At 57.7% G+C, this 22,609-nt stretch carries 19 protein-coding genes; 9 read left to right on the top strand and 10 right to left on the bottom strand.

From position 1 onward, the window contains the following. The first annotated feature begins 1 nt into the window (after position 1). From ACMGGM_RS07480 to iolB, 3 genes are read left to right on the top strand one after another with little or no spacing between them, the layout of a single operon-like run. Positions 2-1,906, top strand: a complete 1,905-nt coding sequence (locus tag ACMGGM_RS07480) for a bifunctional 5-dehydro-2-deoxygluconokinase/5-dehydro-2-deoxyphosphogluconate aldolase (protein WP_047344887.1) — start codon at positions 2-4, stop codon at positions 1,904-1,906. An 11-nt stretch (positions 1,907-1,917) separates the two neighbouring features. After that, on the top strand, positions 1,918-2,808 hold the full coding sequence (iolE, locus tag ACMGGM_RS07475; RefSeq protein ID WP_023338642.1) for a myo-inosose-2 dehydratase: 891 nt from the start codon (positions 1,918-1,920) through the stop codon (positions 2,806-2,808). A gap of 9 nt (positions 2,809-2,817) precedes the next feature. Beyond that, positions 2,818-3,642 carry a 5-deoxy-glucuronate isomerase gene (gene iolB, locus ACMGGM_RS07470; RefSeq protein WP_023331063.1) on the top strand — a complete coding sequence of 275 codons (825 nt, stop codon included), beginning with the start codon at positions 2,818-2,820 and terminating at the stop codon, positions 3,640-3,642. A 49-nt stretch (positions 3,643-3,691) separates the two neighbouring features. Here iolB and ACMGGM_RS07465 read toward each other — a convergent pair whose 3' ends face one another. From ACMGGM_RS07465 to ACMGGM_RS07455, 3 genes are read right to left on the bottom strand one after another with little or no spacing between them, the layout of a single operon-like run. Then, positions 3,692-4,435: an alpha/beta fold hydrolase gene (locus tag ACMGGM_RS07465; RefSeq protein ID WP_023331062.1), complete on the bottom strand. Its 744-nt coding sequence runs from the start codon at positions 4,433-4,435 to the stop codon at positions 3,692-3,694. Positions 4,436-4,446: 11 nt separating this feature from the next. Next, complete coding sequence (locus tag ACMGGM_RS07460; protein ID WP_014884786.1) at positions 4,447-4,914, bottom strand: DUF6130 family protein; 468 nt, start codon at positions 4,912-4,914, stop codon at positions 4,447-4,449. Positions 4,915-4,963: 49 nt separating this feature from the next. After that, complete coding sequence (locus ACMGGM_RS07455; RefSeq protein ID WP_045135495.1) at positions 4,964-6,193, bottom strand: MFS transporter; 1,230 nt, start codon at positions 6,191-6,193, stop codon at positions 4,964-4,966. A gap of 95 nt (positions 6,194-6,288) precedes the next feature. On the opposite strand from ACMGGM_RS07455, the gene ACMGGM_RS07450 reads away from it, so the two are divergent. After that, positions 6,289-7,179: a LysR family transcriptional regulator gene (locus ACMGGM_RS07450; protein WP_014884784.1), complete on the top strand. Its 891-nt coding sequence runs from the start codon at positions 6,289-6,291 to the stop codon at positions 7,177-7,179. Here the strand turns inward: ACMGGM_RS07450 and ACMGGM_RS07445 are convergent. After that, on the bottom strand, positions 7,176-7,364 hold the full coding sequence (locus ACMGGM_RS07445) for a YfgG family protein (RefSeq protein ID WP_028014036.1): 189 nt from the start codon (positions 7,362-7,364) through the stop codon (positions 7,176-7,178). The genes ACMGGM_RS07450 and ACMGGM_RS07445 overlap by 4 nt on opposite strands. Before the next feature lie 353 nt (positions 7,365-7,717). Here ACMGGM_RS07445 and ACMGGM_RS07440 point away from each other — a divergent pair, with 353 nt between their 5' ends. Further along, positions 7,718-9,958: an EAL domain-containing protein gene (locus ACMGGM_RS07440; protein ID WP_014884782.1), complete on the top strand. Its 2,241-nt coding sequence runs from the start codon at positions 7,718-7,720 to the stop codon at positions 9,956-9,958. Positions 9,959-9,962: 4 nt separating this feature from the next. Here ACMGGM_RS07440 and ppx read toward each other — a convergent pair whose 3' ends face one another. The 4 genes from ppx to purM form a co-directional block, all read right to left on the bottom strand. Further along, positions 9,963-11,501, bottom strand: a complete 1,539-nt coding sequence (ppx, locus tag ACMGGM_RS07435) for an exopolyphosphatase (protein WP_014884781.1) — start codon at positions 11,499-11,501, stop codon at positions 9,963-9,965. Between the two features lie 3 nt (positions 11,502-11,504). Then, a complete protein-coding gene (gene ppk1, locus ACMGGM_RS07430; RefSeq protein WP_014884780.1) occupies positions 11,505-13,565 on the bottom strand; it encodes a polyphosphate kinase 1 in 2,061 nt (686 codons plus the stop codon). A 200-nt stretch (positions 13,566-13,765) separates the two neighbouring features. Continuing rightward, positions 13,766-14,407, bottom strand: coding sequence for a phosphoribosylglycinamide formyltransferase (gene purN / locus ACMGGM_RS07425; RefSeq protein WP_014884779.1), 642 nt, complete (start codon positions 14,405-14,407; stop codon positions 13,766-13,768). Next, positions 14,404-15,441, bottom strand: coding sequence for a phosphoribosylformylglycinamidine cyclo-ligase (gene purM / locus ACMGGM_RS07420; protein WP_023331057.1), 1,038 nt, complete (start codon positions 15,439-15,441; stop codon positions 14,404-14,406). The genes purN and purM overlap by 4 nt, the downstream gene beginning before the upstream one ends. A gap of 266 nt (positions 15,442-15,707) precedes the next feature. On the opposite strand from purM, the gene ACMGGM_RS07415 reads away from it, so the two are divergent. From ACMGGM_RS07415 to ACMGGM_RS07400, 4 genes are all read left to right on the top strand, one after another. After that, entirely contained in the window at positions 15,708-17,138 is a 1,431-nt protein-coding gene (locus tag ACMGGM_RS07415) for a 6-phospho-beta-glucosidase (RefSeq protein ID WP_045135494.1), read from the top strand. Positions 17,139-17,354: 216 nt separating this feature from the next. Next, on the top strand, positions 17,355-17,981 hold the full coding sequence (gene upp / locus ACMGGM_RS07410; protein ID WP_008501641.1) for a uracil phosphoribosyltransferase: 627 nt from the start codon (positions 17,355-17,357) through the stop codon (positions 17,979-17,981). An 83-nt stretch (positions 17,982-18,064) separates the two neighbouring features. Beyond that, positions 18,065-19,354 carry a uracil permease gene (gene uraA, locus ACMGGM_RS07405; protein WP_023337593.1) on the top strand — a complete coding sequence of 430 codons (1,290 nt, stop codon included), beginning with the start codon at positions 18,065-18,067 and terminating at the stop codon, positions 19,352-19,354. A gap of 95 nt (positions 19,355-19,449) precedes the next feature. Next, complete coding sequence (locus ACMGGM_RS07400; RefSeq protein ID WP_213014348.1) at positions 19,450-20,151, top strand: DnaA inactivator Hda; 702 nt, start codon at positions 19,450-19,452, stop codon at positions 20,149-20,151. A gap of 80 nt (positions 20,152-20,231) precedes the next feature. Here ACMGGM_RS07400 and ACMGGM_RS07395 read toward each other — a convergent pair whose 3' ends face one another. Further along, positions 20,232-21,650, bottom strand: a complete 1,419-nt coding sequence (locus ACMGGM_RS07395) for a leucyl aminopeptidase family protein (RefSeq protein WP_045135493.1) — start codon at positions 21,648-21,650, stop codon at positions 20,232-20,234. Continuing rightward, the gene (locus ACMGGM_RS07390; protein ID WP_014884773.1) at positions 21,650-22,606 is read right to left on the bottom strand and encodes a N(4)-(beta-N-acetylglucosaminyl)-L-asparaginase; all 957 of its coding nucleotides are present in this window, start codon (positions 22,604-22,606) and stop codon (positions 21,650-21,652) included. The genes ACMGGM_RS07395 and ACMGGM_RS07390 overlap by 1 nt, the downstream gene beginning before the upstream one ends. Positions 22,607-22,609 lie beyond the last annotated feature (3 nt).

Raw genomic sequence — 22,609 nt, 5'->3', positions numbered from 1 at the left:
CGTGGAAAAGCAGTTTGATGTGATATGCATGGGCCGCGTGGCGGTAGACCTCTACAGTCAGCAAATTGGCGCCCGTCTGGAAGATGTGTCGAGCTTCGCCAAATATCTTGGCGGGTCGTCCGGCAACGTGGCGTACGGCACCGCGCGCCAGGGGTTACGCTCGTCGATGCTGGCGCGCGTCGGCGATGAACATATGGGCCGCTTCCTGCGGGAAGAGTTAAACCAGGTGGGCTGCGATACCAGCCATCTGATTACCGACAAAGAACGCCTCACGGCGCTGGTGCTGCTCGGCATTAAAGACCGGGACACTTTTCCTCTGATTTTTTATCGCGATAACTGCGCGGATATGGCGATTACCGCCAGCGATGTGGACGAAAGTTACATTGCCTCCGCACGGTGTCTTGCCATCACCGGGACTCACCTTTCTCATCCCCAGACCCGCGAGGCGGTGCTGACGGCGCTGGGCTATGCCCGCCGCCACGGCGTGCGCACGGTGCTGGATATCGACTACCGTCCGGTGCTGTGGGGGCTGACCTCCTTAGGCGACGGGGAAACGCGCTTTATCGCCGCCGATAAGGTCACCCGCGAGCTGCAGGAGGTGCTGCACCTCTTCGACGTGATTGTCGGCACCGAGGAGGAGTTCCACATTGCGGGCGGCAGCACCGATACCTTGCAGGCGCTGGGGCAGGTGCGTGGCGTGAGTCAGGCTACGCTGGTCTGCAAACGCGGCGCGCTGGGCTGTTCGGTCTATACCGATGCCATTCCGCCTCGTCTGGACGACGGCCTGACGGTGACCGGCGTGCGCGTCGAGGTGCTGAATGTCCTCGGCGCAGGGGACGCGTTTATGTCCGGCCTGCTGCGCGGTTACCTGAACGACGAAGGCTGGGAGCAGGCGTGCCGCTATGCCAATGCCTGCGGTGCGCTGGTGGTCTCCCGCCACGGCTGCGCTCCGGCGATGCCGAGCAAAACAGAGCTGGATGATTATCTTTCCCGCGCCGCACGTGTTCCGCGCCCGGATCTTGACCCGCGTCTTAACCATCTCCACCGGGTGACGACCCGCCGCCGCGAATGGCCGGAGCTGTGCGTGATGGCTTTCGACCATCGCAGCCAGCTGGAAGAGATGGCGCTGCAGTGCGGTGCGTCGATCGGGCGCATTCCGGAACTGAAGCAGCTGATCCTCCAGGCCAGCCGCGAGGCGGCAAACCGCGCCGGGCTGGAGGGTAAAGCCGGTCTGCTGTGCGACGGCACCTTTGGTCAGGATGCGCTAAACGCTATCACCGGGGAAGGGTGGTGGATTGGTCGTCCCATTGAGCTGCCGGGCTCCCGGCCGCTGGAGATGGAGCACGGTAACATCGGCACCCAGCTCATCAGCTGGCCGCAGGAGCACGTGGTGAAATGTCTGGTCTTTTTCCATCCGGAAGATGCCCACGGCCTGCGCCTTGAGCAGGAGCAGAAAATCGCCGAGGTGTACCACGCCTGCTGCCAGTCCGGGCATGAACTGCTGCTGGAGGTGATATTGCCCGCCAGCATGCCGCGCAGCGACGCGCTCTACCTGCGCGCCATCTCCCGTTTCTACAACCTGGGGATTTACCCTGACTGGTGGAAACTGCCGCCGCTCTCAGCCAGCGGCTGGACGGCACTGAACGAGATTATCGAACGTCGGGACCCGCACTGCCGCGGGGTGGTGATCCTCGGTCTGGATGCCCCGGCAGAGCAGCTGCGTGCCGACTTCAAAGCCGCCGCAGGGCAGACGCTGGTTAAAGGCTTCGCCGTGGGGCGCACGCTGTTTGGCGACGCCTCCCGCGCGTGGCTGAAACACGATATTGACGATGCGCAGCTGGTGGCGCGCATCCGGGACAACTACCTGCAGCTTATCGCCTGGTGGCGCGAGCGCGGACACGCATAATGGAGACGACAATGAGTGTACAACTGGGCATTAACCCGCTGACGTGGACGAACGACGATCTGCCTTCCCTCGGCGCGGAGACGTCGCTGGAGACCTGCCTGAGCGAAGGCAAAGAGGCCGGTTTTGCCGGTTTCGAACTGGGCAATAAATTCCCGCGCGAGGCGCGCCTGCTCGGCCCGATTTTACAGCGCCACGACCTGAAGCTGGTCTCCGGCTGGTACTCTGGCCGCCTGCTGGAGCGCAGCGTGGAGGAGGAGATCGCCGCCGTGCAGCCCCACCTGACGCTGTTGCGCGAGCTGGGGGCGAAGGTGCTGGTCTTTGCGGAAGTGAGCGGCTGTATTCACGGCGAGCAGCAGACCCCGGTGCATCTGCGCCCGCGCTTCCCGCAGGAACGCTGGAAGGAGTACGGGGAGAAGCTCAGCGAATTTGCCCGCTATACGCAGCAGCAGGGGGTGCAGATTGCCTACCATCACCATATGGGCACGGTGATTGAGTCCGCCGACGACGTGGACAACCTGATGACCCACACCGGTGAGGAAGTGGGGTTACTGCTGGATACCGGCCATCTGACCTTTGCCGGAGCCGACCCGCTGGCGGTGGCGCAGCGCTGGGCGTCGCGCATCAACCACGTTCACTGCAAAGACGTGCGTGCCGACGTGCTGGCGGACGTTAAAAACCGCAAAACCAGCTTCCTCGATGCGGTGCTAAGCGGCGTATTTACCGTACCGGGTGACGGATGCGTCGATTACCCGCCGATCATGCGGCTGCTGAAAGCGCAGGATTATCACGGCTGGCTGGTGGTCGAGGCGGAGCAGGATCCGGCGATTGCCCATCCGCTGACCTATGCCCGTCTGGGGTATAACAACCTGAGCCGCCTGGCGCACGACGCCGGGCTTATCTGAGGAGGTGACATGTCACGTCTGTTATCACGCTGGCAACAGCCGAATGCTGAGGGGCGCACCCAGTCCGTTACGCCGGAAAGTGCGGGATGGGGATATGTCGGTTTTGAGGCATATGAATTGCAGGAGGGGCAGGTGCTGACGCTGCCCGCCATCAACGAAGAGCGCTGCCTGGTGCTGGTCGCCGGACGCGCCTCCATCAGCACGCCCTCCGCGCAGTTTAACGATATTGGCGAGCGGATGAGCCCGTTTGAGCGCATTAAGCCGTGGGCGGTGTACGTCACCCCGCAGGAGACGGTGCAGGTGACGGCGCTGACGACGCTGGAGCTGGCCGTCTGCGCTGCGCCGGGCAAAGGCACATACCCGACGCGGCTGATTGCGCCGCAGGACATCGACGGCGAGGCGCGCGGCAAGGGGCACAACCAGCGCTATGTGCATAACATTCTGCCGGAAGGTAAATCTGCCGACAGCCTGCTGGTAGTGGAGGTCTGGACCAACGAAGGGTGTACCAGTTCCTACCCGAGCCACAAGCACGACACGGATAATCCGCCGCAGGAAACCTATCTGGAGGAGACCTACTACCATCGCCTCAACCCGGAGCAGGGGTTCTGCATGCAGCGCGTCTACACCGACGACAGAACGCTGGACGAGTGCATGGCGGTCTACGACCGTGATGTGGTCATGGTGCCGAAGGGATATCACCCGGTGGCGACGATGGCCGGGTACGACAGCTATTACCTCAACGTGATGGCCGGCCCGGTACGCAAATGGATGTTTACCTGGGAAGAAGACCACGCGTGGATTAATCAGGATTATCCCGCTACAGGCAAGCACTGAAGCGGGTTTTTTGCCGGGTGGCGCTGCGCTTACCCGGCCTGTGAAACGCTTACCTTGCTTCTAACGCCTGCTCAATCGTTCGGGCGATGGCCTCTGGCTGGCTCACCATCGACACGTGACTCGCCGCGACCCCGGTGGTTTTCGCGTGGATCGTCTTCGCCATCGCGCGCTCAAGCGCGGGGTTAATCATCCGGTCATTCTCACTCACTACATACCAGCTCGGTTTATCGTGCCACGCGGCGTGAGTGACCTTTTCGCCAAATGCATCGGCTTTAATTGGCCCCTGCGTGGCGGCGATGGTCAGTTGTTCAGCCGGTTTCACATCCGGTGCGAAATCCTTCCTGACGGCTTCGGTCGGCAGGTATAAGTCGCCGTCAGCCGTTTTAGCGATGCCTGCACTTCCGGGCGGGGCCGGGAAGGTATTCGCCAGCTCTGCCGTCGACTGGCCGGAATCCGGCGCGAACGCCGCCACGTAAACCAGCGATTTAACCCGTGCATCGTTGCCCGCTTCGCTAATCACGGTGCCACCCCAGGAGTGACCGACCAGCACGACGTCCCCCTTAGCACGGGCGATGGCGCGCTGGGTGGCCGCAACGTCATCTTTTAGCGACGTAAGCGGGAGCTGAACGGCGATGACCTCGGTATGGTGTTTTTGCAGCCGGGTAATCACCTTATTCCAGCTGCTGCCGTCGGCAAACGCGCCATGTACCAGCACGACGCTGGTTTTATTCTCCGCAAAAGCGCTGGCCGAAAGCGCCAGCAGGCCTGCTGTCAGTACAGACAGTGCTTTCATCTTCAGACTCCTTAAAAATGGTGGATCGCCGCGTGGGGCGGCACGGTGAATTCGATGGTTTTGTGATCGAGGGGCTTATGCGTCGGATCGGCCAGAATAATCGTCACCTTGTGCTTACCGGCGGGCAGACCCACCAGAATCACCGGCTCTCCGCTGGCGTCAGCCCAGTGCCACGGCGCGTCATCTACCACGACGTGGATGTGGCCGATGCGAGGTGTGACTTTCAGCGCGTCGGGCCCAAATACAGGTTCAATGCGCAGGTTTTCGGCCCGGTACTGAATAAACACCGCGCCTTTGCTCAGCGGCCCGGCAAGCGGTGGATCGACTATCAGCTTTGCGGGCGGCTGCGGCTGTGCCAACGGCGCAACGGCGGCTGGGCCATTAACATCGGCGGCGCTGAGGTTGCCCAGCGGTGTGGCCTGGACATGCGCTACAGATGCCAGGGCGAGTACGGGTAAAAGTACATATCGACGAATCATCGGTCTCTCTCCTCCGGTTATGAATGACGACAGGGAAAGAAAACCATTTTTATGTATCGGTGATATTTGCCTGAGGCGGTGTTTTGTACCCGTTTGTCTGCGTGGTGCGCTGGATACAGTGCGTTACAGTTTGCCTGCCGGGACGGCGCACAATCGCTATCGCCAGCCCGGCAATCACCAGCGTCAGTCCCGTTGATACCCACATTGTTCCGGCGATCCCCAGCGTTTTGTTTAACCATGCACAGGCAAACGGTGAAGCCGCTGCTGTGAGCTGGCCAGGAATAAGCAGCATACCGGTGCGGCGGGCATAGCTCTCCACGCTAAACAGCTCCAGCGGCAGGTTCGCTTTGACTATCGTCATTAGCCCGTTGATGGCACCAAAACCCAGCACAAACCCGGCGGCACACCAGGCAAACCGGGTGCTGCTTAGCCCAATCAGAAAGCAGACCGGCATGGCAAGGGTGGTAAAAAGGGTCAGTTTGAACGGAGTTAAGCGGGCACCCGCCAGCACCTCCAGCGAGCGAGCCCCCGTCTGGCCTATCCCCCACAGGATGCCGATCGTGACCGGCAGGCCAAAGCTGGCGATAAACTCCGGCAGATGGGTAGACGTACCGCTGGAGACAAAGGTGAAAAGGGCGATGAAGGCTGCATAAAGCCAGCCGTTTCGTCGTTCGTTGCGCAGAGGTGGCGCGGTGACCTTTGTCGTCACCGTTAGCCGCTGCCGGGGAAGCGAGCGGATCAGCGCCGCGCTCAGCAGGCCAAAGAGGGCATAAACCCTTAGCGCCTCTTGCCAGCTCATAAGGTGGAGCAGGCCATCACCCAGCGGCCAGAAGACGGCGGATGCCAGCCCGCCCGCCAGCGTGACGCGTGAGATTGTTCTTCGCGCCTGCTGACCGTAGAGGTTCACCAGCGCGGCGAACAGCGCATCGTACAGCGACAGGCGCATCCCGATGCCGGTGATCAGCCAGACGCAATACCAACCAAATAACGTCTGGGTATATGCCATACCCGCGCAGCCTGCGGCGATCAGCAACGTGCCACTCATCACCACCCTCTGGCCGCCAAAGCGTGCCAGCAGGTGGGCGACGAAAGGGGAAGCCGCCGCCATCACCAGCATTGCCAGCGTCAGGCCGAGGTAAATCTGTGGTGATGACCACCCCCGATCGGCTGATATCGCCAGCGCGAAGGTACCGGGCATATAAAACGAGATCCCCCAGTTGATGAGTTGATGACATCCGGCAGTGAGGGCGAGTCGACGAGGCAGGGCAGGAGTTTCCATTGTTTCATTCCGTTATGCAGTTGTCCCCAGCATAGCGAGCGAGGTATTGTGCAAACAGGTCTGCAACCTTATGCGCGGTATAAGAGAAACTTTGAATGACGACGCTTAATCTGGGCTATCTCGCGACGTTCCGGCTGGTGATCCAGCGCGGCAGTTTTTCCGCTGCGGCGGATCTGATGGGCATTTCCCAGCCCGCTGTCAGCATGCAGGTACGTCAGCTGGAGCAGTTTTTGCAAACGCGCCTGGTGGAACGTACCGGGCGAGGCATTAAGGCGACGGCCGCCGGAGAGGCCCTGCTGGCCCACGGGGAACGCATTCAGCAGGTGGTGGATGAAACCCTCCAGTCCGTGGGTGCGTTCAGACACGATGTTAGCGGGACCATTACGCTTGGCACGGGGGCGACGGCCTGTATCCATCTTTTGCCGCCGTTACTGGAGCAACTGCGCCGCGACTATCCGCTCCTGCGGGTGGGCGTAACCACGGGCAACACGCTCGACATCGTCCGGGCTATCGAAGAGAACCGTCTCGATATGGGGCTGGTGACGCTGCCGGTCAGCGGCAAAGCGCTGGACGTCATGCCGGTGATGGACGAGGAGTTTGTCTTTATTGCTTCGCAGGCGCAGCAGGACGCTTTCAGGCACTTAACCCCGGAGGTGCTCCATGCTCAGTCGCTGATCGCCTTTGAGTCAGGCAGCAGTACCCGGACGCTCATTGATGGCTGGTTTGCTGCCAGCGGATTAACGATCGCACCGGTGATGCAGCTTGGCAGCATTGAGGCGATTAAGCGTATGGTTCGCGTGGGGCTGGGCTACAGTATCGTTCCAGGAATGGCGGTAGCGCATGAGGCTGACCGTGAAGGGCTGTGCGTGATGTCGCTGACGCCCATGCTGCAGCGGCAGCTGGCTATCGTAATGCGGCAGGATAAGATCCTTAGCAAAGGGATAGCAGGAATTATTCGGCTGGTGCAAAACCATCCGGCGGGCTAGCGGTCAGCGGCGTCGACGTTCAGGCTGGACTGCTGCGACTGGATCTTGTCCTGATGGTGATACCAGGCGCCAATGGAAGAGTAAACGAAGCGGCCAAAGAAAAACAGAAAGCTGATGAGCAGTATGATGCGGGTCATTCGGGTGTTAAAACGGTGTCGTTTGCGCATACGCGTGGCCTGACTCACTCTCTTTTTCCTGGGCATGCCCTTTTGGGCGATGGGGATATTAAGGCACAGCGGAAAGACAGGGTCAATTCCGCAATGTGTAAATAACCGTCAGTGTTTACATTAATTATTGTTATTGAAATTGATTGTTGCATTTACCATATTGATAATATGAGGAAAATTATTTCAAAAAAAACGCATGTAAGGCTTATTTGCATAAAATAGTTTGATTTAAGTCAACGGATTCCCGGCTCTGGTATTTAAAATCCCTCCTCCACACTGTTCGCCCTGCACATCACCGGGGCAGCGTCAGGTCAGGTTGGATGCCTGTCTTTATTTTCCCTCTGGAGTAAAAGGGGTTTAACCGGGCATCTATGAACATTTTCGCTTTTCTTAAAAACAATAAAAACCGCTGGTGGGCATTGCCGCTTATTTTGCCGGTGGGGTTACTGCCCGTGCTGAGCGTGGCGAATACGTTCACGCAGCTGGGCGACGGCATTGCGGCGCTCTATTATTTACCGCTCTCTTTTTTGCTTTCGCTGATGATGTTTTTTGGTCTGGAAGCCCTGCCCGGTATTGTACTGGCGCTGTTTATTCGCTATTACCCGTCGGTCGGGCTGTTCGAAACCGTCGCCGGTGTGTTCCATTTTATCGTCCCGTTAGTGCTCAGCTGGGGCGGCTATCGGGTTTTTGCGCCCAGACGAAATATGACGGCCTATGGCGACGTGCGGCTGATGGCGCAGCGTATGTTCTGGCAGGCCTTCTGCCCTGCGACGCTGTTTCTGGTGCTGTTCCAGTTTGCGGTGTATCTCGGCATATATGAGAGTCGTCAGAGCCTGGCGGGGCTGAACCCTTTTAATATTCGCACGCTGATCAACTATCAGGCCCTGCTGGTCAGCGGGCTGACGGGCGTGCCGCTATGTTATCTGCTGATCCGCCTGATTCGTCATCCGCGTTATCTCAACAGTCTCATCTCGCAGATCCGTAGCCAGATAGACGCAAAAGTGACGCCCGCTGAGTTTCTGATTTGGGCTGTTGCGCTCGGCGGGCTGATTTCGCTGCTGCTGCTCCCGATGAATGAAAACAGTTCCATTTTCACCACCAACTATACCCTGTCGTTGCTGATGCCGGTGATGCTCTGGGGGGCGATGCGCTTTGGCTATAAGCTGATTTCGCTTATCTGGACGCCGATACTGCTGGTGTCTATCCACTATTTTTACCGCTATATCCCAATCAACCAGGGATACGACATTCAGCTGGCGATCACCTCTTCCAGTTACCTGGTCTTTTCGTTCGTGGTGATTTACATGTCGATGCTGGCGACCCGGCAGCGCGCGGTGAACAAGCGTGCCCGCAGGCTGGCGTTACTCGACCCGGTTATGCATATGCCTAACCTGCGGGCGCTGTCGCGCGATCTGGCGAAAAACCCGTGGTCGGCGCTCTGTTTAGTGCGTATTCCTGAGCTGGAGATTCTGGGGCGTAACTATGGCGTGTTGCTGCGCATTCAGTACAAACAGCGGCTGGCGCAATGGATTAATGCCAGGCTCCAGTCCAACGAAAAGGTTTATCACCTCACGGGCTGTGACCTGGCGATTCGCCTTAACGCGGAATCGCACCAGCAGCGGATTGAAACTCTGGACGAGCATATCAAACAGTTCCGCTTTATCTGGGATGGCATACCGTTGCAGCCGCAGGTGGGCGTGAGCTACTGCTATGTACGTTCGCCCGTCAACCACCTCTATCTGGTGCTGGGCGAGCTGGGGGTAGTGGCTGACCTGTCGCTCTCCTCTAACCACCCGGAAAACCTTCAGCAACGTGGTGCCGTCCACCTGCAGCGTAGCCTGAAGGATAAAGTCGCGGTGATGAGTCGCCTGCAGCGTGCGCTGGATAACAACGAATTCACGCTGCTGGTTCAGCCCGTGCGCGGCCTGCGGGGGGACAGCTATCACGAAGTGCTGCTGCGCATGACCGATGCAAACGGGCTGTTAATCTCGCCTGAACAATTCCTGCCCGTTGCCCAGGAGTTTGGACTCTCTTCGCGGGTGGATTTGTGGGTACTGGACCACACGCTGCGCTTCCTTGCAGCGCACCGCGAGAAACTGCCCGGCCAGCGCTTTGCCATTAATCTGGCCCCTTCAACGGTGTGTCGGGTGCAGTTCCCGCTCGAGGTGAGTCGTCTGCTGACCCACTATGCCATCGAGCCGTGGCAGCTGATCTTTGAAGTGACGGAGTGCAGCACCTTCTGCAACGCGGAACAGGCGCTACACATCCTCAGGCAGTTGCAGAAAATGGGGGTACGCATTGCGATTGATGATTTCGGTACCGGTTATGCGAGCTATGCGCGGCTGAAAAGCGTGGATGCCGACATTCTCAAGATTGACGGCAGCTTCATCCGTAATATCGTCAACAACAGTCTGGACTATCAGATTGTGGCGTCTATCTGCCATCTGGCACGCATGAAGAAGATGCTGGTGGTGGCGGAGTATGTCGAGACCGAAGAGATACGTAGCGCGGTTCACGCGCTAGGCATCGATTATGTGCAGGGTTATCTGATTGGCAAGCCGGTTGCGCTTGAGTCACTGGCGGAAACTGAGGCGTCCACCGCGGACGCCTGAGTCATCATGCGGCGACGTCGGCGCTCTCTTCCTTGATTTTGAGCATCCAGCCGGTGACCGCTTCCCAGTACTGCTGCTCTTTTTCCAGATCCAGCAGGACCAGCGCGTTCTGGCTGAACCAGTCGTGCGGGAAGCTCAGCGTCCAGTGGTGATCGTCGGTTGTCAGCTTCAGCGTCGGCGGCGTCGTGGTGGCCTGACGCTGGTTATTGAGGAGCACGCCCAGACGCAGCAGCTGGATGAGCGGCAGGAACTGCTTCTTCTTGAACAGCGTGAAGCGCGGCAGATCGTCGAGCTTGATGGCCTTGCGGTGATAACGCACCAGCGTCGCCATCATGGTTTGCTGCTCCTGGTTAAAGCCAGGCAGATCGCTGTTTTGCAGAATATAGGCCGAATGGCGGTGCATTCCGCTGTGATTAATGTTCAGCCCCACCTCGTGCAGCATCGCGGCCCATTTCAGCAGGGCGGCAAGCTGCGGGTGCGCGAGCTTAGGATTCTGTTCTTCCCACTGTTCGTACATCTGGACCGTTGTTTCCAGCACGCGCTTCGCCTGCTCGCGGTCGATGTTGTACTGGTTGGCCAGGCTTTGCGCGGTGCGGCTGCGAATGTCCTGATGGCGGAAGCGACCTTCCATCTCATACAGCACGCCTTCACGCAGCGCACCGTCGGAGAGACGCAGCTCCTTAATGGCAAGCGCATCAAACACGCCGCAGAGGATAGCCAGACCCGGTACAAATACCGCCTTACGTTCGTCAGAAAGACCCGGCAGGCTTAGGGCGTCAAAACTTTTATGCTTCAGCACTTCTTCGGTCAGCAGGGTCAGGCGTTCAGGCGTGATAAACCCGTCTTTTTCACCCATTGCCAGCAGGACTTCATGCGCCGCCTTGATGGTACCCGACGCGCCCAGCGCCACGTTCCAGCCCTGAATACGGTACTGCCAGGCCAGATTTTCCAGCTTCTGGACCGCGGCCATACGCGCCCGCTGGAAGTTTTCACGGGTGATGGCGCCGCCCGGGAAATACATCTGCGCGAAGCTGACGCAGCCCATACGGCGGCTTTCCACCAGACGCGGCTCAAAGTCTTCGCCGATCACCAGTTCCGTAGAACCCCCGCCAATGTCGATAACCAGCTTGCGCCCTTTTTCCGGCTGGGTGTGCTCAACACCCATGAAAATCAGACGCGCTTCCTCGTTACCGGAGATGATCTCAATCGGGTAGGGGATCACTTTTTCGGCTCGCTTGAGGAACTCCGGGGCGTTCAGCGCCTGGCGCAGCGTGTGGGTCCCCACAATGCAAACGCTGGAAGGCGAGAAGCCCTGCAGGCGCTCAGCAAACAGGGACAGGCAGTTTAAGCCGCGCTCCATCGCCTCTTCGCTCAGCATGCTGCGTTCATCAAGACCATCCGCCAGGTGTACGCGCTGCTTCAGACGACCGATGATCTGCAGCGCGCCATCCACCTCACGGGCGATGACCATGTGGAAACTGTTAGAGCCAAGATCGACCGCGGCGAATTCCTGCGGGCGTGGGGTCTTATCATTTATCGGCATAGGTTAATCGGGTTGCTCGAGTGATTTGATATAGTCGTAAATCGCCAGTTGCGACCGCACTTTACGACGATTGCCGCGCGGTACATAGCGGTTACTGAGTTCTTTGTCGATATAGCGCGCTTTCACCGTATCGCTGAACAGGATCTCGATAATGTCGAGGATACGCTGTTTCAGACGCGGATCCAGCAGCGGGGTCGCGACTTCAATTCGATAGTCAATATTGCGCGTCATCCAGTCTGCCGAAGAGAGATAGACCTGTTTATCACCCGCATTATCGAAAATATAGACCCGATCGTGTTCCAGGTAGCGATCAACAATGCTGATAACGCGAATATTGTCGCTGATGCCTTCCAGTTCCGGGATCAGCGAGCACATGCCGCGGATCAGCAGGTTAACCGGCACGCCGGAGCTGGACGCCGCATACAGACGGTCCACCAGACCTTTATCGACCAGGTTGTTAAGCTTCAGCGTGATGCCAGATGACAAACCTTTCTGGGCATTGGCGATCTCTTTATCGATCATATCGTACAGCAGGCGGCGCGAGTTCTGCGGCGAGACCAGCAGATAGTCAAAGCTCACCGGGCGGTACGGGTTCTCAATAAAGTTAAATACACGGCGCACTTCGTTAGTGATGCGGGCGTCGGCGGTGAGCAGCGAGTAGTCGGTGTAAATCCGCGCCGTTTTTTCGTTGAAGTTCCCGGTTCCGATGTGGGCATAACGCACCACGTCTTCGCCCTCTTTACGGGAGATCAGGAACAGCTTGGCGTGAATTTTCAGCCCTGGTGCGGAGAAGATGACGTGCACACCCGCTTCCGTCAGACGGCGCGCCCAGTGAATGTTGGCTTCTTCATCGAAACGTGCCTGCAGCTCCACGACCACGGTCACTTTTTTGCCGTTGTGCGCCGCATGGATCATCGCGTCGATGATGCGGGAATCTTTTGCCACGCGGTAGATGTTGATTTTGATCGCCAGCACGCTCGGGTCGAAAGAGGCCTGACGCAGCAGTTCAAGCACGTGTTCAAACGTGTGGTACGGATAGTAGAGCAGGACGTCACGTTCGCGAATGGCGTCAAACCCGTTGCGGAATTTATCAAACCAGAGATGGCGCAGGCGCGGCAGCGGCTTGTTCACCAGGTTGGCTTTGCCAACGTTCGGGAAGCCAATAAAGTCTTTAAAGTTGTGGTAACGGCCACCGGGTACGATGGAGTCATAGCGCGAAATGGTCAGTTTCTCGCGCAGCATCTCCACCATGGCGTCCGGCATATCGCGCTGGTAAACAAAGCGGACCGGCTCGGCCGTCAGGCGCTGTTTCAGGCTGGAGGACATCAGCTCCATCAGGCTGGCTTCCATCTCGTGGACCAGGTCGTATTCGGCGTCACGGGTCATCTTCATCGAGTAGGCGTTTAGCGCATCGTAGTCGAAGAAGCCTTTGAAGATGTCGTCCAGACAGTAACGCAGGATGTTATCCAGCAGGATCATTGGCTTGCGTCTGCGCGGGGTTTCCGGCGGCAGATTCACAAAGCGCGGCACCTTGTCAGACGGGATCTCCAGCAGCGCGTAGCTGATGGACTCACCGCGAATAATTTCCACGGCCAGATAGGTGTAGTCATCCTTCAGGAACTGCACCAGGTCGGTTTCGCGGTTAATCAGAATCGGGGTAATGTGCTGGCGGAGATAATGTTTGAAGTAGTGGCGCAGCCAGTTTTGTTGGTTAACGGAAAGCTGACGTTCGTTAATCAGGAAGATTTGATTGCGTGCCATCTCCAGCAGCAGTTCGTTATACAGGCCGTCAAACTCCTGATCGGCTTTCAACACGCGGGACTGGATTTTACCCAGCAGATGACGCGAGTGAGAATTTAAGCCCTGTTCTTCGCTGATGATGATCCGTCTTTTCAGCTCGGCAAAGCGAACCTTGTAGAACTCATCCAGGTTGTTGGAATAAATGCCCAAAAAACGCATGCGTTCGATCAGCGGGTTACTTTTGTCGGCCGCTTCCTGGAGTACACGTTCGTTAAATGCTAACCAGCTTAGCTCTTTCTCGATATATAACTTTTCCTGACCCATTACAGCTCACACTCCAGTTCAATCACAGGACGTGGTAAATCCGTCTCGTCCTTATTATGGCGAGCATTTCCACGATATGTCCAACAGTGCCAGAAAAGTATGACAGTTATTTTTTTTGTTGGGGATTTTAGAGAGTTGGGGGAGGCAATATCGGGTAATGCAATAAGTCGGGTAAGCGTAGCGCCACCCGACATAACAAACTACTCTTCGGCCGCATAACCCTGAGGCGGAAGCTTAACGCCGTCCAGCCAGGCTGCACCGTCGCGCATTTCAAGACGCCCGTCAACAAACCAGCTGACCACCAGCGGGTAGATGGCGTGTTCCTGAGTTTGCACGCGCTCGGTCACGTCGTCTTCGTTGTCGCCATCAAAGACCGGGACTTTCGCCTGCAGGATCACCGGGCCACCGTCCAGTTCGTCAGTGACGAAATGCACAGAGGTACCGTGCTCCTCATCGCCATTTTCCAGCACCTGACGGTGTGTGTGCAGGCCGGGATATTTTGGCAGCAGGGAAGGGTGGATATTCAGAAGTCGCCCGGCGAAGTGTTCGACAAACGCCGGGCTCAGAATACGCATATAGCCCGCCAGTACGACCACGTCCGGTGCATAGGCATCAATCTCGTTAACCAGTTCGCGGTCGAAGGCTTCACGCCCGGCGAACTGGCTGGCTTCCAGCGCGTGCGCGGGAATGCTCTCTTGCCGCGCGCGCTCAAGGCCGAACGCGTCGGCCTTGTTGCTGAATACTGCCCGAATGGTGCCGTTAATTTTCTTCTGTTTACAGGCGTCTATGATGGCCTGCAAATTACTTCCGTTGCCGGAAATGAGCACCACGATGTTTTTCATTCAATGACCACACGCTCTTCGGAATCGGAGGCTTTAATCGTACCGATTTTCCACGCGTTTTCACCTTTCTCGGTCAACAGCTTAACCGCTTTATCGGCTTCGCTTGCTGGCAGGGCGATAACCATGCCCACGCCGCAGTTAAAGGTGCGGTACATTTCGTGAGAACTCACGTTGCCTGCGGTCTGCAGCCAGTTAAAGACTGCCGGCCACTGCCATGAGGATTCGTCGATCACCGCCTGGGTGTTATCCGGCAGGACGCGCGGAATGTTTTCCCAGAAGCCGCCGCCGGTCAGGTGGGCAATGGCGTGAACGTCAACGTTCTCGATAAGCTCCAGTACGTTTTTCACGTAGATGCGGGTCGGGGCCAGCAGATGGTCAGCCAGCGGTTTACCTTCAAGCTCAGTGGTTTGTGGGTCGCAGCCGCTGACTTCGAGAATTTTACGCACCAGAGAGTAGCCGTTGGAGTGTGGGCCGCTGGAAGCCAGCGCAATCAGCACATCACCATCAGCCACTTTGCTGCCGTCGATAATTTCTGATTTTTCTACTACACCGACGCAGAAGCCTGCGACGTCATAATCTTCGCCGTGATACATGCCAGGCATTTCCGCGGTCTCACCGCCCACCAGCGCGCAGCCGGACTGCAGACAGCCTTCGGCGATACCGTTAATGACGCTGGCTGCGGTGTCCACATCCAGTTTGCCGGTCGCGTAGTAATCGAGGAAGAACAGGGGTTCTGCACCCTGAACTACCAGGTCATTCACGCACATCGCAACCAGATCGATACCGATCGTGTCGTGACGTTTTAAATCCATCGCCAGGCGCAGTTTGGTGCCTACGCCGTCAGTTCCCGAGACCAGAACAGGTTCACGATATTTTTGCGGCAGCGCGCACAGTGCGCCGAATCCACCCAGACCACCCATCACTTCCGGGCGGCGGGTTTTTTTCACCACACCTTTGATTCGGTCAACCAGCGCATTACCTGCGTCAATATCAACACCGGCATCTTTGTAGCTGAGAGAAGTTTTGTTGGTCACGGCTCAAGTCCCCACGCGATTGCATAGCTAGTAAGAAAAATCGGCGCAATTCTAACAGTCCAGGCAAACGTTTGCGAGCCTATTCTCGGTGCAGGGATCTTTTTTTCTCTCTGGCCATTGCGGGGCAACAAACTTGACTCTGTTCACGAAAATGAAACCGGTTTCGGCGATCTGCTTGCAACGGATAACCCCTTTGCACATCATCGAACTGAAACCGGTTTCTGTAATTGTTTTTGCAGAAAATAACGCAGAATGAGGGAAAGCGAATGTCAGGATTTAAAGCAGATTTTCTGTGGGGTGGTGCCGTTGCGGCGCATCAGCTGGAAGGCGGCTGGAAAGAGGGCGGCAAGGGCGTAAGCGTTGCCGACGTCATGACGGCGGGTGCGCATGGCGTGCCGCGTGAAATCACCAACGGCGTGCTGGAAGGGAAGAATTACCCTAACCATGAAGCCATTGATTTCTACCATCGTTATAAAGAAGACATCAGACTCTTTGCCGAGATGGGGTTCAAATGTTTCCGTACCTCCATCGCCTGGACGCGTATCTTCCCGAAAGGCGACGAGCGGGAGCCTAATGAGGCTGGCCTGAAATTCTATGACGATCTGTTCGACGAATGCCTGAAGTACGGCATTGAACCGGTTATTACGCTTTCTCACTTCGAGATGCCTTTCCACCTGGTGACGGAATACGGCGGCTGGCGCAACCGTAAGCTGATCGACTTTTTCGTTCGTTTTGCAAAAGTGGTCTTCCAGCGCTATCAGCATAAAGTGAAGTACTGGATGACCTTCAATGAGATCAACAACCAGGCTAACTTCCACGAAGATTTTGCGCCGTTCACCAACTCCGGGTTGAAGTATGAGCCGGGTGAAGACCGTGAGCCGGTCATGTTCCAGGCCGCGCACTACGAGCTGGTGGCCAGCGCCCTGGCGGTGAAGGCGGGACGCGAAATTAATCCGTCGCTGCAGATCGGCTGTATGATTGCTATGTGTCCTATCTATCCGCTGACCTGCGCGCCGGACGATATGATGATGGCGATGAATGCGATGCACCGTCGCTACTGGTTTACCGACGTGCACGTCCGCGGTAAGTACCCGCAGCATCTGCTCAACTACTTTGAACGTCGCGGGTTCGCGCTGGATATTACCGATGAGGATAAAGCAGCGCTGCGCCAGGGTTGCGTTGATTATATTGGCTTCAGCTATTACATGTCCTTTGCCACCAAGGCGACGGCGGACAACCCGCAGCTTGATTACGACGAGAGCAAGAGCCTGGTCTCTAACCCGTATGTGCAGAAATCCGACTGGGGCTGGCAGATTGACCCGGTTGGGCTGCGCTACTCCCTGAACTGGTTCTGGGATCACTACCAGCTGCCGCTGTTCATTGTTGAAAACGGCTTTGGCGCGATTGACGTGCAGGAGAGTGACGGCACGGTAAACGATCGGTACCGTATTGATTACCTTTCTGCGCACATCCGCGAGATGAAAAAAGCGGTGGTGGAAGATGGTGTAGACCTGATGGGCTACACCCCGTGGGGCTGTATCGACCTTGTGTCTGCCGGCACCGGTGAAATGAAAAAACGCTACGGCTTTATCTTTGTAGATAAAGACAATGAAGGGAACGGCACGCTGAACCGCAGCAAGAAAAAGTCCTTCGACTGGTATAAGCAGGTGATTGCGAGCAACGGCGAGCAGCTATAATTGCCCGGTGGCGCTGCGCTTACCGGGCCTACGGGACGTGTAGGCCGGGTAAGCGTTAGCGCCACCCGGCAGAACCCCGCACCCAAGCCGGAGCCCAGCCTCCGGCTTTTTTGTCTTTGATTGACATATGTCAAGCAAGATGGGTATGGCGCAATCCGAAAAAAGCGGTATAATCCCGCGATTTTTTTGCGGATGCCACCTCAGAGGAGAAAGAGAATGAAGATTGTGGAAGTGAAACACCCACTCGTTAAACACAAGTTGGGCCTGATGCGTGAGCATGACATCAGCACGAAGCGTTTTCGCGAACTGGCTTCTGAAGTGGGCAGCCTGCTGACCTACGAAGCAACCTCTGATCTGGAAACGGAAAAAGTCACCATCGAAGGCTGGAACGGCCCGGTGCAGGTTGAGCAGATCAAAGGGAAGAAAATTACCGTCGTGCCTATCCTGCGTGCCGGTCTGGGTATGATGGAAGGCGTGCTAGAGCACGTACCAAGCGCGCGCATCAGCGTGGTCGGTATCTACCGTAATGAAGAGACGCTGGAGCCGGTTCCTTACTTCCAGAAGCTGGTGTCCAACATCGACGAACGTATGGCGCTGGTGGTTGACCCTATGCTGGCGACCGGCGGTTCAATGATCGCCACCATTGACCTGCTGAAAAAAGCGGGCTGCAGCAGCATTAAGGTGCTGGTACTCGTTGCGGCACCGGAAGGGATCGCGGCGCTGGAAAAAGCGCACCCGGACGTTGAGCTGTACACCGCCTCTATCGACCAGGGTCTTAACGAGCACGGATACATCATCCCGGGGCTCGGCGATGCCGGCGATAAGATCTTTGGTACGAAATAATCGAATAACGATAAAAAAGCCGACTTTGATAGTCGGCTTTTTTTTGAATAAAACACCAACAACAAAACTCAGAGGAAAACACTATGACGCGCCGTGCTATCGGGGTGAGTGAAAGACCGCCGCTTTTACAGACTATCCCGCTTAGTTTGCAGCACCTGTTCGCCATGTTTGGCGCAACCGTGCTGGTGCCAATCCTGTTTCACATTAACCCGGCTACCGTGCTGCTGTTCAACGGCATCGGTACGCTGATGTACCTCTTTATCTGTAAAGGCAAAATCCCGGCGTATCTCGGGTCGAGCTTCGCCTTTATCTCTCCGGTGCTATTGCTGCTGCCGCTGGGTTATGAAGTGGCGCTGGGCGGCTTTATCATGTGTGGCGTACTGTTCTGCCTGGTCTCCTTCATTGTGAAGAAAGCCGGTACCGGCTGGCTGGACGTGATGTTCCCCCCTGCGGCGATGGGCGCAATCGTTGCCGTCATCGGTCTCGAACTGGCGGGCGTGGCGGCGAATATGGCCGGTCTGCTGCCTGCGGACGGGCAATCGCCGGATTCTAAAACCATCATTATCTCGATGGTGACGCTGGGCGTGACGGTGTTTGGCTCCGTGCTGTTCCGCGGCTTTATGGCGATTATCCCGATCCTGATCGGCGTGCTGGCGGGCTATGCGCTCTCCTTCGTGATGGGCGTGGTGGATACCACACCGATTGCCGAGGCGCACTGGTTCGCGCTGCCAACCTTCTACACCCCGCGCTTCGAGTGGTTTGCTATCTTCACCATTCTGCCCGCCGCACTGGTCGTGATTGCGGAGCACGTCGGCCACCTGGTGGTAACGGCGAACATCGTTAAGCGTGATTTAATCCGCGACCCGGGTCTGCACCGCTCCATGTTTGCGAACGGTTTCTCCACCATCATCTCCGGTTTCTTCGGATCCACGCCAAACACCACGTACGGTGAGAACATCGGCGTGATGGCAATCACCCGCGTCTACAGCACCTGGGTTATTGGCGGCGCGGCGATTATTGCCATTCTGCTCTCCTGCGTGGGTAAGCTGGCGGCAGCGATTCAGATCATCCCGGTGCCGGTCATGGGCGGCGTCTCGCTGCTGCTGTACGGGGTAATCGGTGCCTCCGGGATTCGCGTGCTGATTGAATCGAAAGTGGATTACAGCAAAGCGCAGAACCTGATCCTCACCTCGGTCATTCTGATTATCGGCGTGAGCGGTGCGAAGGTGCACATCGGTGCGGCCGAGCTGAAAGGCATGGCGCTGGCGACCATCGTCGGCGTGGGCCTGAGCCTGATTTTCAAGCTGATCTCGGTGATCCGCCCGGAAGAGGTGGTCCTGGACGCTGACGAAAGCGAAAAAGCGCCACATTGATCCTTTAACCGGGTGGACGATCCGCCCGGTTCTCTCCTTGCAGGTTCCGTGTTAAACTCCGTTCCGATTTTACGTAAGATCTGGTTGAGGTACTTCTGAACGGACCGGCACAGCTCTCTCTGCCACTCTATCTCCCTGACGATGAAACTTTTGCGAGTTTCTGGCCGGGTGATAACCCCTCTTTACTGGCTGCACTGCAAAACGTGCTGCGCCAGGAGCACAGCGGATACATCTATATCTGGTCACGCGAAGGCGCGGGGCGCAGCCACCTGTTGCATGCCGCCTGCGCGGAGCTTTCGGCGCGCGGTGATGCGGTAGGCTATGTGCCGCTGGATAAACGTACCTGGTTCGTGCCTGACGTGCTGGAGGGAATGGAACATCTCTCCCTGGTCTGCATCGATAATATCGAATGCGTCGCGGGGGATGAGCCGTGGGAAATGGCGATCTTTAACCTCTATAACCGCATTCTGGAGTCGGGCAAAACCCGACTGCTGATCACCGGCGATCGTCCACCGCGCCAGCTCAATCTTGGGTTGCCGGATCTGGCGTCACGTCTGGACTGGGGGCAAATCTACAAGCTCCAGCCGCTGTCGGATGAAGATAAGCTTCAGGCATTACAGCTGCGCGCAAAGCAGCGTGGCTTTGAGCTGCCGGAAGACGTGGGCCGTTTCCTGCTCAAGCGCCTGGACAGGGAAATGCGCACCCTGTTCGATACGCTCGATCAGCTCGATCGCGCTTCCATTACCGCCCAGCGCAAGCTGACCATTCCGTTTGTGAAAGATATCCTTAAGCTTTGAGTGTTTTCGCCCGGTGGCGCTACGCTTACCGGGCCTACAGGTGCTCTTTGTAGGCCGGGTAAGGCGCAGCCGCCACCCGGCTAAAGATCCCCCATCAGGTGTTCAACCAGAAGCGGAATCGGCCGTCCGGATGCCACGCTCCGTCCCCCTTCACGCCACAGCGCCGTGCCGCTGATATCCAGATGCGCCCACGGAATGGTTGGCGGGCAGAAGTGATGCAGCAACCACGCCGCCGAGGCGCTTATCGCCGCATTGTTGGTTGGCGTGTTGCACAGATCGGCGATGGCGCTGTCGGTCTGCTTTTTCAACCGCGCATCCAGCGGCAGGGACCACACTTCGTCGCCACTCTGTTTCCCTGCCTGCGTCAGCGCACTGCGCAGCGGTTCATCCTGCGTCATTAGCCCGCTTAGCTCATACCCCAGCGCCTTCACGACTGCACCGGTTAAGGTCGCCATATCAATAATATAGCGCGTCTGCGGATGCCGCTGGCTGGCCCAGGCGATGGCATCCGCCAGCACCAGTCGACCTTCAGCATCGGTATTGTTGATTTCAACCGTGGTGCCGTTGCAGGCTGTTGCCACCGTGCCGGGCTGCATGGCATTGGGGCCGATGGCATTTTCTGCCAGTGCCAGCACGCCCATGATGCGTACGGGTAATCCCAGCTCTGCCACGGTGAGCATCAGCCCCAGCACGTTAGCCGCCCCGCACATGTCATATTTCATGGTGTACATGCCCGCACCTTCTTTCAGCCACAGACCGCCGGTATCAAAGGTGATGCCTTTTCCCACATAGCAGCGCACCGGGCCGTCGTGAGTGCCATCATAATGCATCGCCAGCAGACGTGGCAGGCAGCTCGCCCCTTTGCCCACGGCGTGCAGTAGACCCAGGCCGTGCTCAACAATCTCTTTTTCGTTGAGCACTTCGCAGCGCAGGGCGGGGAAGAGGGCGCAGAGCTTTAGTGCCTCTTCTACCACAAACTGCGGCGTACACCGGTCAGAGGGGATATCCGCCAGACGTCGTGCCGCGACCATGCCGTGCGCGATAGCCTGCTGCTGGCGGAAAACACTCTCCAGCTTCGCCTGTTGTTCCGGCAGGCAGAGGGCGGTGATATGCGCAATACGGACGTCATCGTCGGTTTTCTTTAGCTGCAAATCGCTCAGCCGGTGCGCCTGATTAAAGAGAAAACGCAGCACTTGCGCCAGCACGACGTCGTCGATATTTGTCACGTCCAGCATCACATCGGGACTCACGGGTGAGGCCAGCAGCGGGCGCAGCGCCGTGAGCAATCCTTCTGTCAGGCTATCGTGCCAGAGCGCATCCGGGAGCAGCGTGATCCGGGCAAAAGGGGCGCAGCCAAAGCGGGCGTCAGCGATGCCGCTGGACTCGCGCATTTCCGCGATAAGCGCAGTTTGCGGCAAATGCGCACAGGCGGTGCGGGCGATGAAATGGCTTTGCGGCTTTGCGTCGGAAAGTGCGGTAATGAGTTGATATGTAATCATCATGACTCCTCAATCGGGGCGCGGATCCGCGCGGCATAGGCCTGCATCCATTCATCGTCTACCGCGTGATAATGCGTTTTTTCCCGCAGACGCTCTGTGCGATAAACGGTGAGAGGCTGTCGAGCCGTCGCCACCACAAACGAAAAGGTTTTGATATTCGTCGCGGCGCCGAACTCGCCCTTGTTATTCATGCACACCACGGAGAGATCGCCCGCGCGACCAAAGCGCGACATCAGCTTATCTTCCAGCTCGAACACCACTGAATCTGCGGCCTGCTGCGGCGACATGCCTTGCGCCATCCGGCGAACGATTTCGTAGCTGGTGCAGCCTTTCATCAGATCTTCACCGACGCCCGTGGCGGTAGCGGCACCGGTTTCGCTGTCGCAGTAAAAGCCGGAGCCGATAATGGGGGAATCCCCAATGCGGCCGCGTTTTTTCATAAACAGGCCGCTGGTGGAGGTGGCGACGCTCATGGAACCCTGCTTATCAAGACCGATAATGCCGACGGTATCGTGTCCGTCGTACGGGCTTAAGCCTTTATCCAGCGTCTCGCGGCAGCGCTTGCGGTAGTGCTGCATGGCGCGCTCCGTGAGCATGGTTTTGTCGGCAAAGCCCTGGCTCAGTGCCCATTCACGTGCGCCCTGGCCGACCAGCAGGCTGTTGTAGCGCTGGCGGCTAAGCGCGTGCGCCACGCGCACCGGATTGGCGATATCCACCAGATTTCCTACGGCACCGAACGCCAGCGTGTCGCCGTCCATGTACGCCGCATCCAATTCGACTTCGCCGTTTTCGGTAGGCAGCCCGCCATAGCCGACGGATTTATACAGCGGGAAGTCTTCCACGGCAGCGACGGCATCCACCACCGCTGCTGAGACCGGTTTTCCCGCCGCCAGGGCAGATGCAGATTCCGTTACGCCTTCAAGCGCCATTCGCCAGGTTGCGATAATTCCCCACATGCT

It is taken from the genome of Enterobacter sp. BNK-14, from assembly GCF_047456095.1.
Classification (GTDB): Bacteria; Pseudomonadota; Gammaproteobacteria; order Enterobacterales; family Enterobacteriaceae; genus Enterobacter; species Enterobacter kobei.
The sequence above is the reverse complement of the archived record's forward strand: the minus strand, read 5'-3'. Positions and strand labels throughout refer to the sequence as shown.

Bases quoted from the DNA above. Each gene is read 5' to 3' on its own strand.
- iolE (WP_023338642.1), top strand. From the start codon at position 1,918: ATGAGTGTACAACTGGGCATTAACCCGCTGACGTGGACGAACGACGAT.
- iolB (WP_023331063.1), top strand. From the start codon at position 2,818: ATGTCACGTCTGTTATCACGCTGGCAACAGCCGAATGCTGAGGGGCGC.
- ACMGGM_RS07465 (WP_023331062.1), bottom strand. From the start codon at position 4,435: ATGAAAGCACTGTCTGTACTGACAGCAGGCCTGCTGGCGCTTTCGGCC.
- ACMGGM_RS07460 (WP_014884786.1), bottom strand. From the start codon at position 4,914: ATGATTCGTCGATATGTACTTTTACCCGTACTCGCCCTGGCATCTGTA.
- ACMGGM_RS07455 (WP_045135495.1), bottom strand. From the start codon at position 6,193: ATGGAAACTCCTGCCCTGCCTCGTCGACTCGCCCTCACTGCCGGATGT.
- ACMGGM_RS07450 (WP_014884784.1), top strand. From the start codon at position 6,289: ATGACGACGCTTAATCTGGGCTATCTCGCGACGTTCCGGCTGGTGATC.
- ACMGGM_RS07440 (WP_014884782.1), top strand. From the start codon at position 7,718: ATGAACATTTTCGCTTTTCTTAAAAACAATAAAAACCGCTGGTGGGCA.
- ppx (WP_014884781.1), bottom strand. From the start codon at position 11,501: ATGCCGATAAATGATAAGACCCCACGCCCGCAGGAATTCGCCGCGGTC.
- ppk1 (WP_014884780.1), bottom strand. From the start codon at position 13,565: ATGGGTCAGGAAAAGTTATATATCGAGAAAGAGCTAAGCTGGTTAGCA.
- purN (WP_014884779.1), bottom strand. From the start codon at position 14,407: ATGAAAAACATCGTGGTGCTCATTTCCGGCAACGGAAGTAATTTGCAG.
- ACMGGM_RS07415 (WP_045135494.1), top strand. From the start codon at position 15,708: ATGTCAGGATTTAAAGCAGATTTTCTGTGGGGTGGTGCCGTTGCGGCG.
- upp (WP_008501641.1), top strand. From the start codon at position 17,355: ATGAAGATTGTGGAAGTGAAACACCCACTCGTTAAACACAAGTTGGGC.
- uraA (WP_023337593.1), top strand. From the start codon at position 18,065: ATGACGCGCCGTGCTATCGGGGTGAGTGAAAGACCGCCGCTTTTACAG.
- ACMGGM_RS07395 (WP_045135493.1), bottom strand. From the start codon at position 21,650: ATGATTACATATCAACTCATTACCGCACTTTCCGACGCAAAGCCGCAA.
- ACMGGM_RS07390 (WP_014884773.1), bottom strand. From the start codon at position 22,606: ATGTGGGGAATTATCGCAACCTGGCGAATGGCGCTTGAAGGCGTAACG.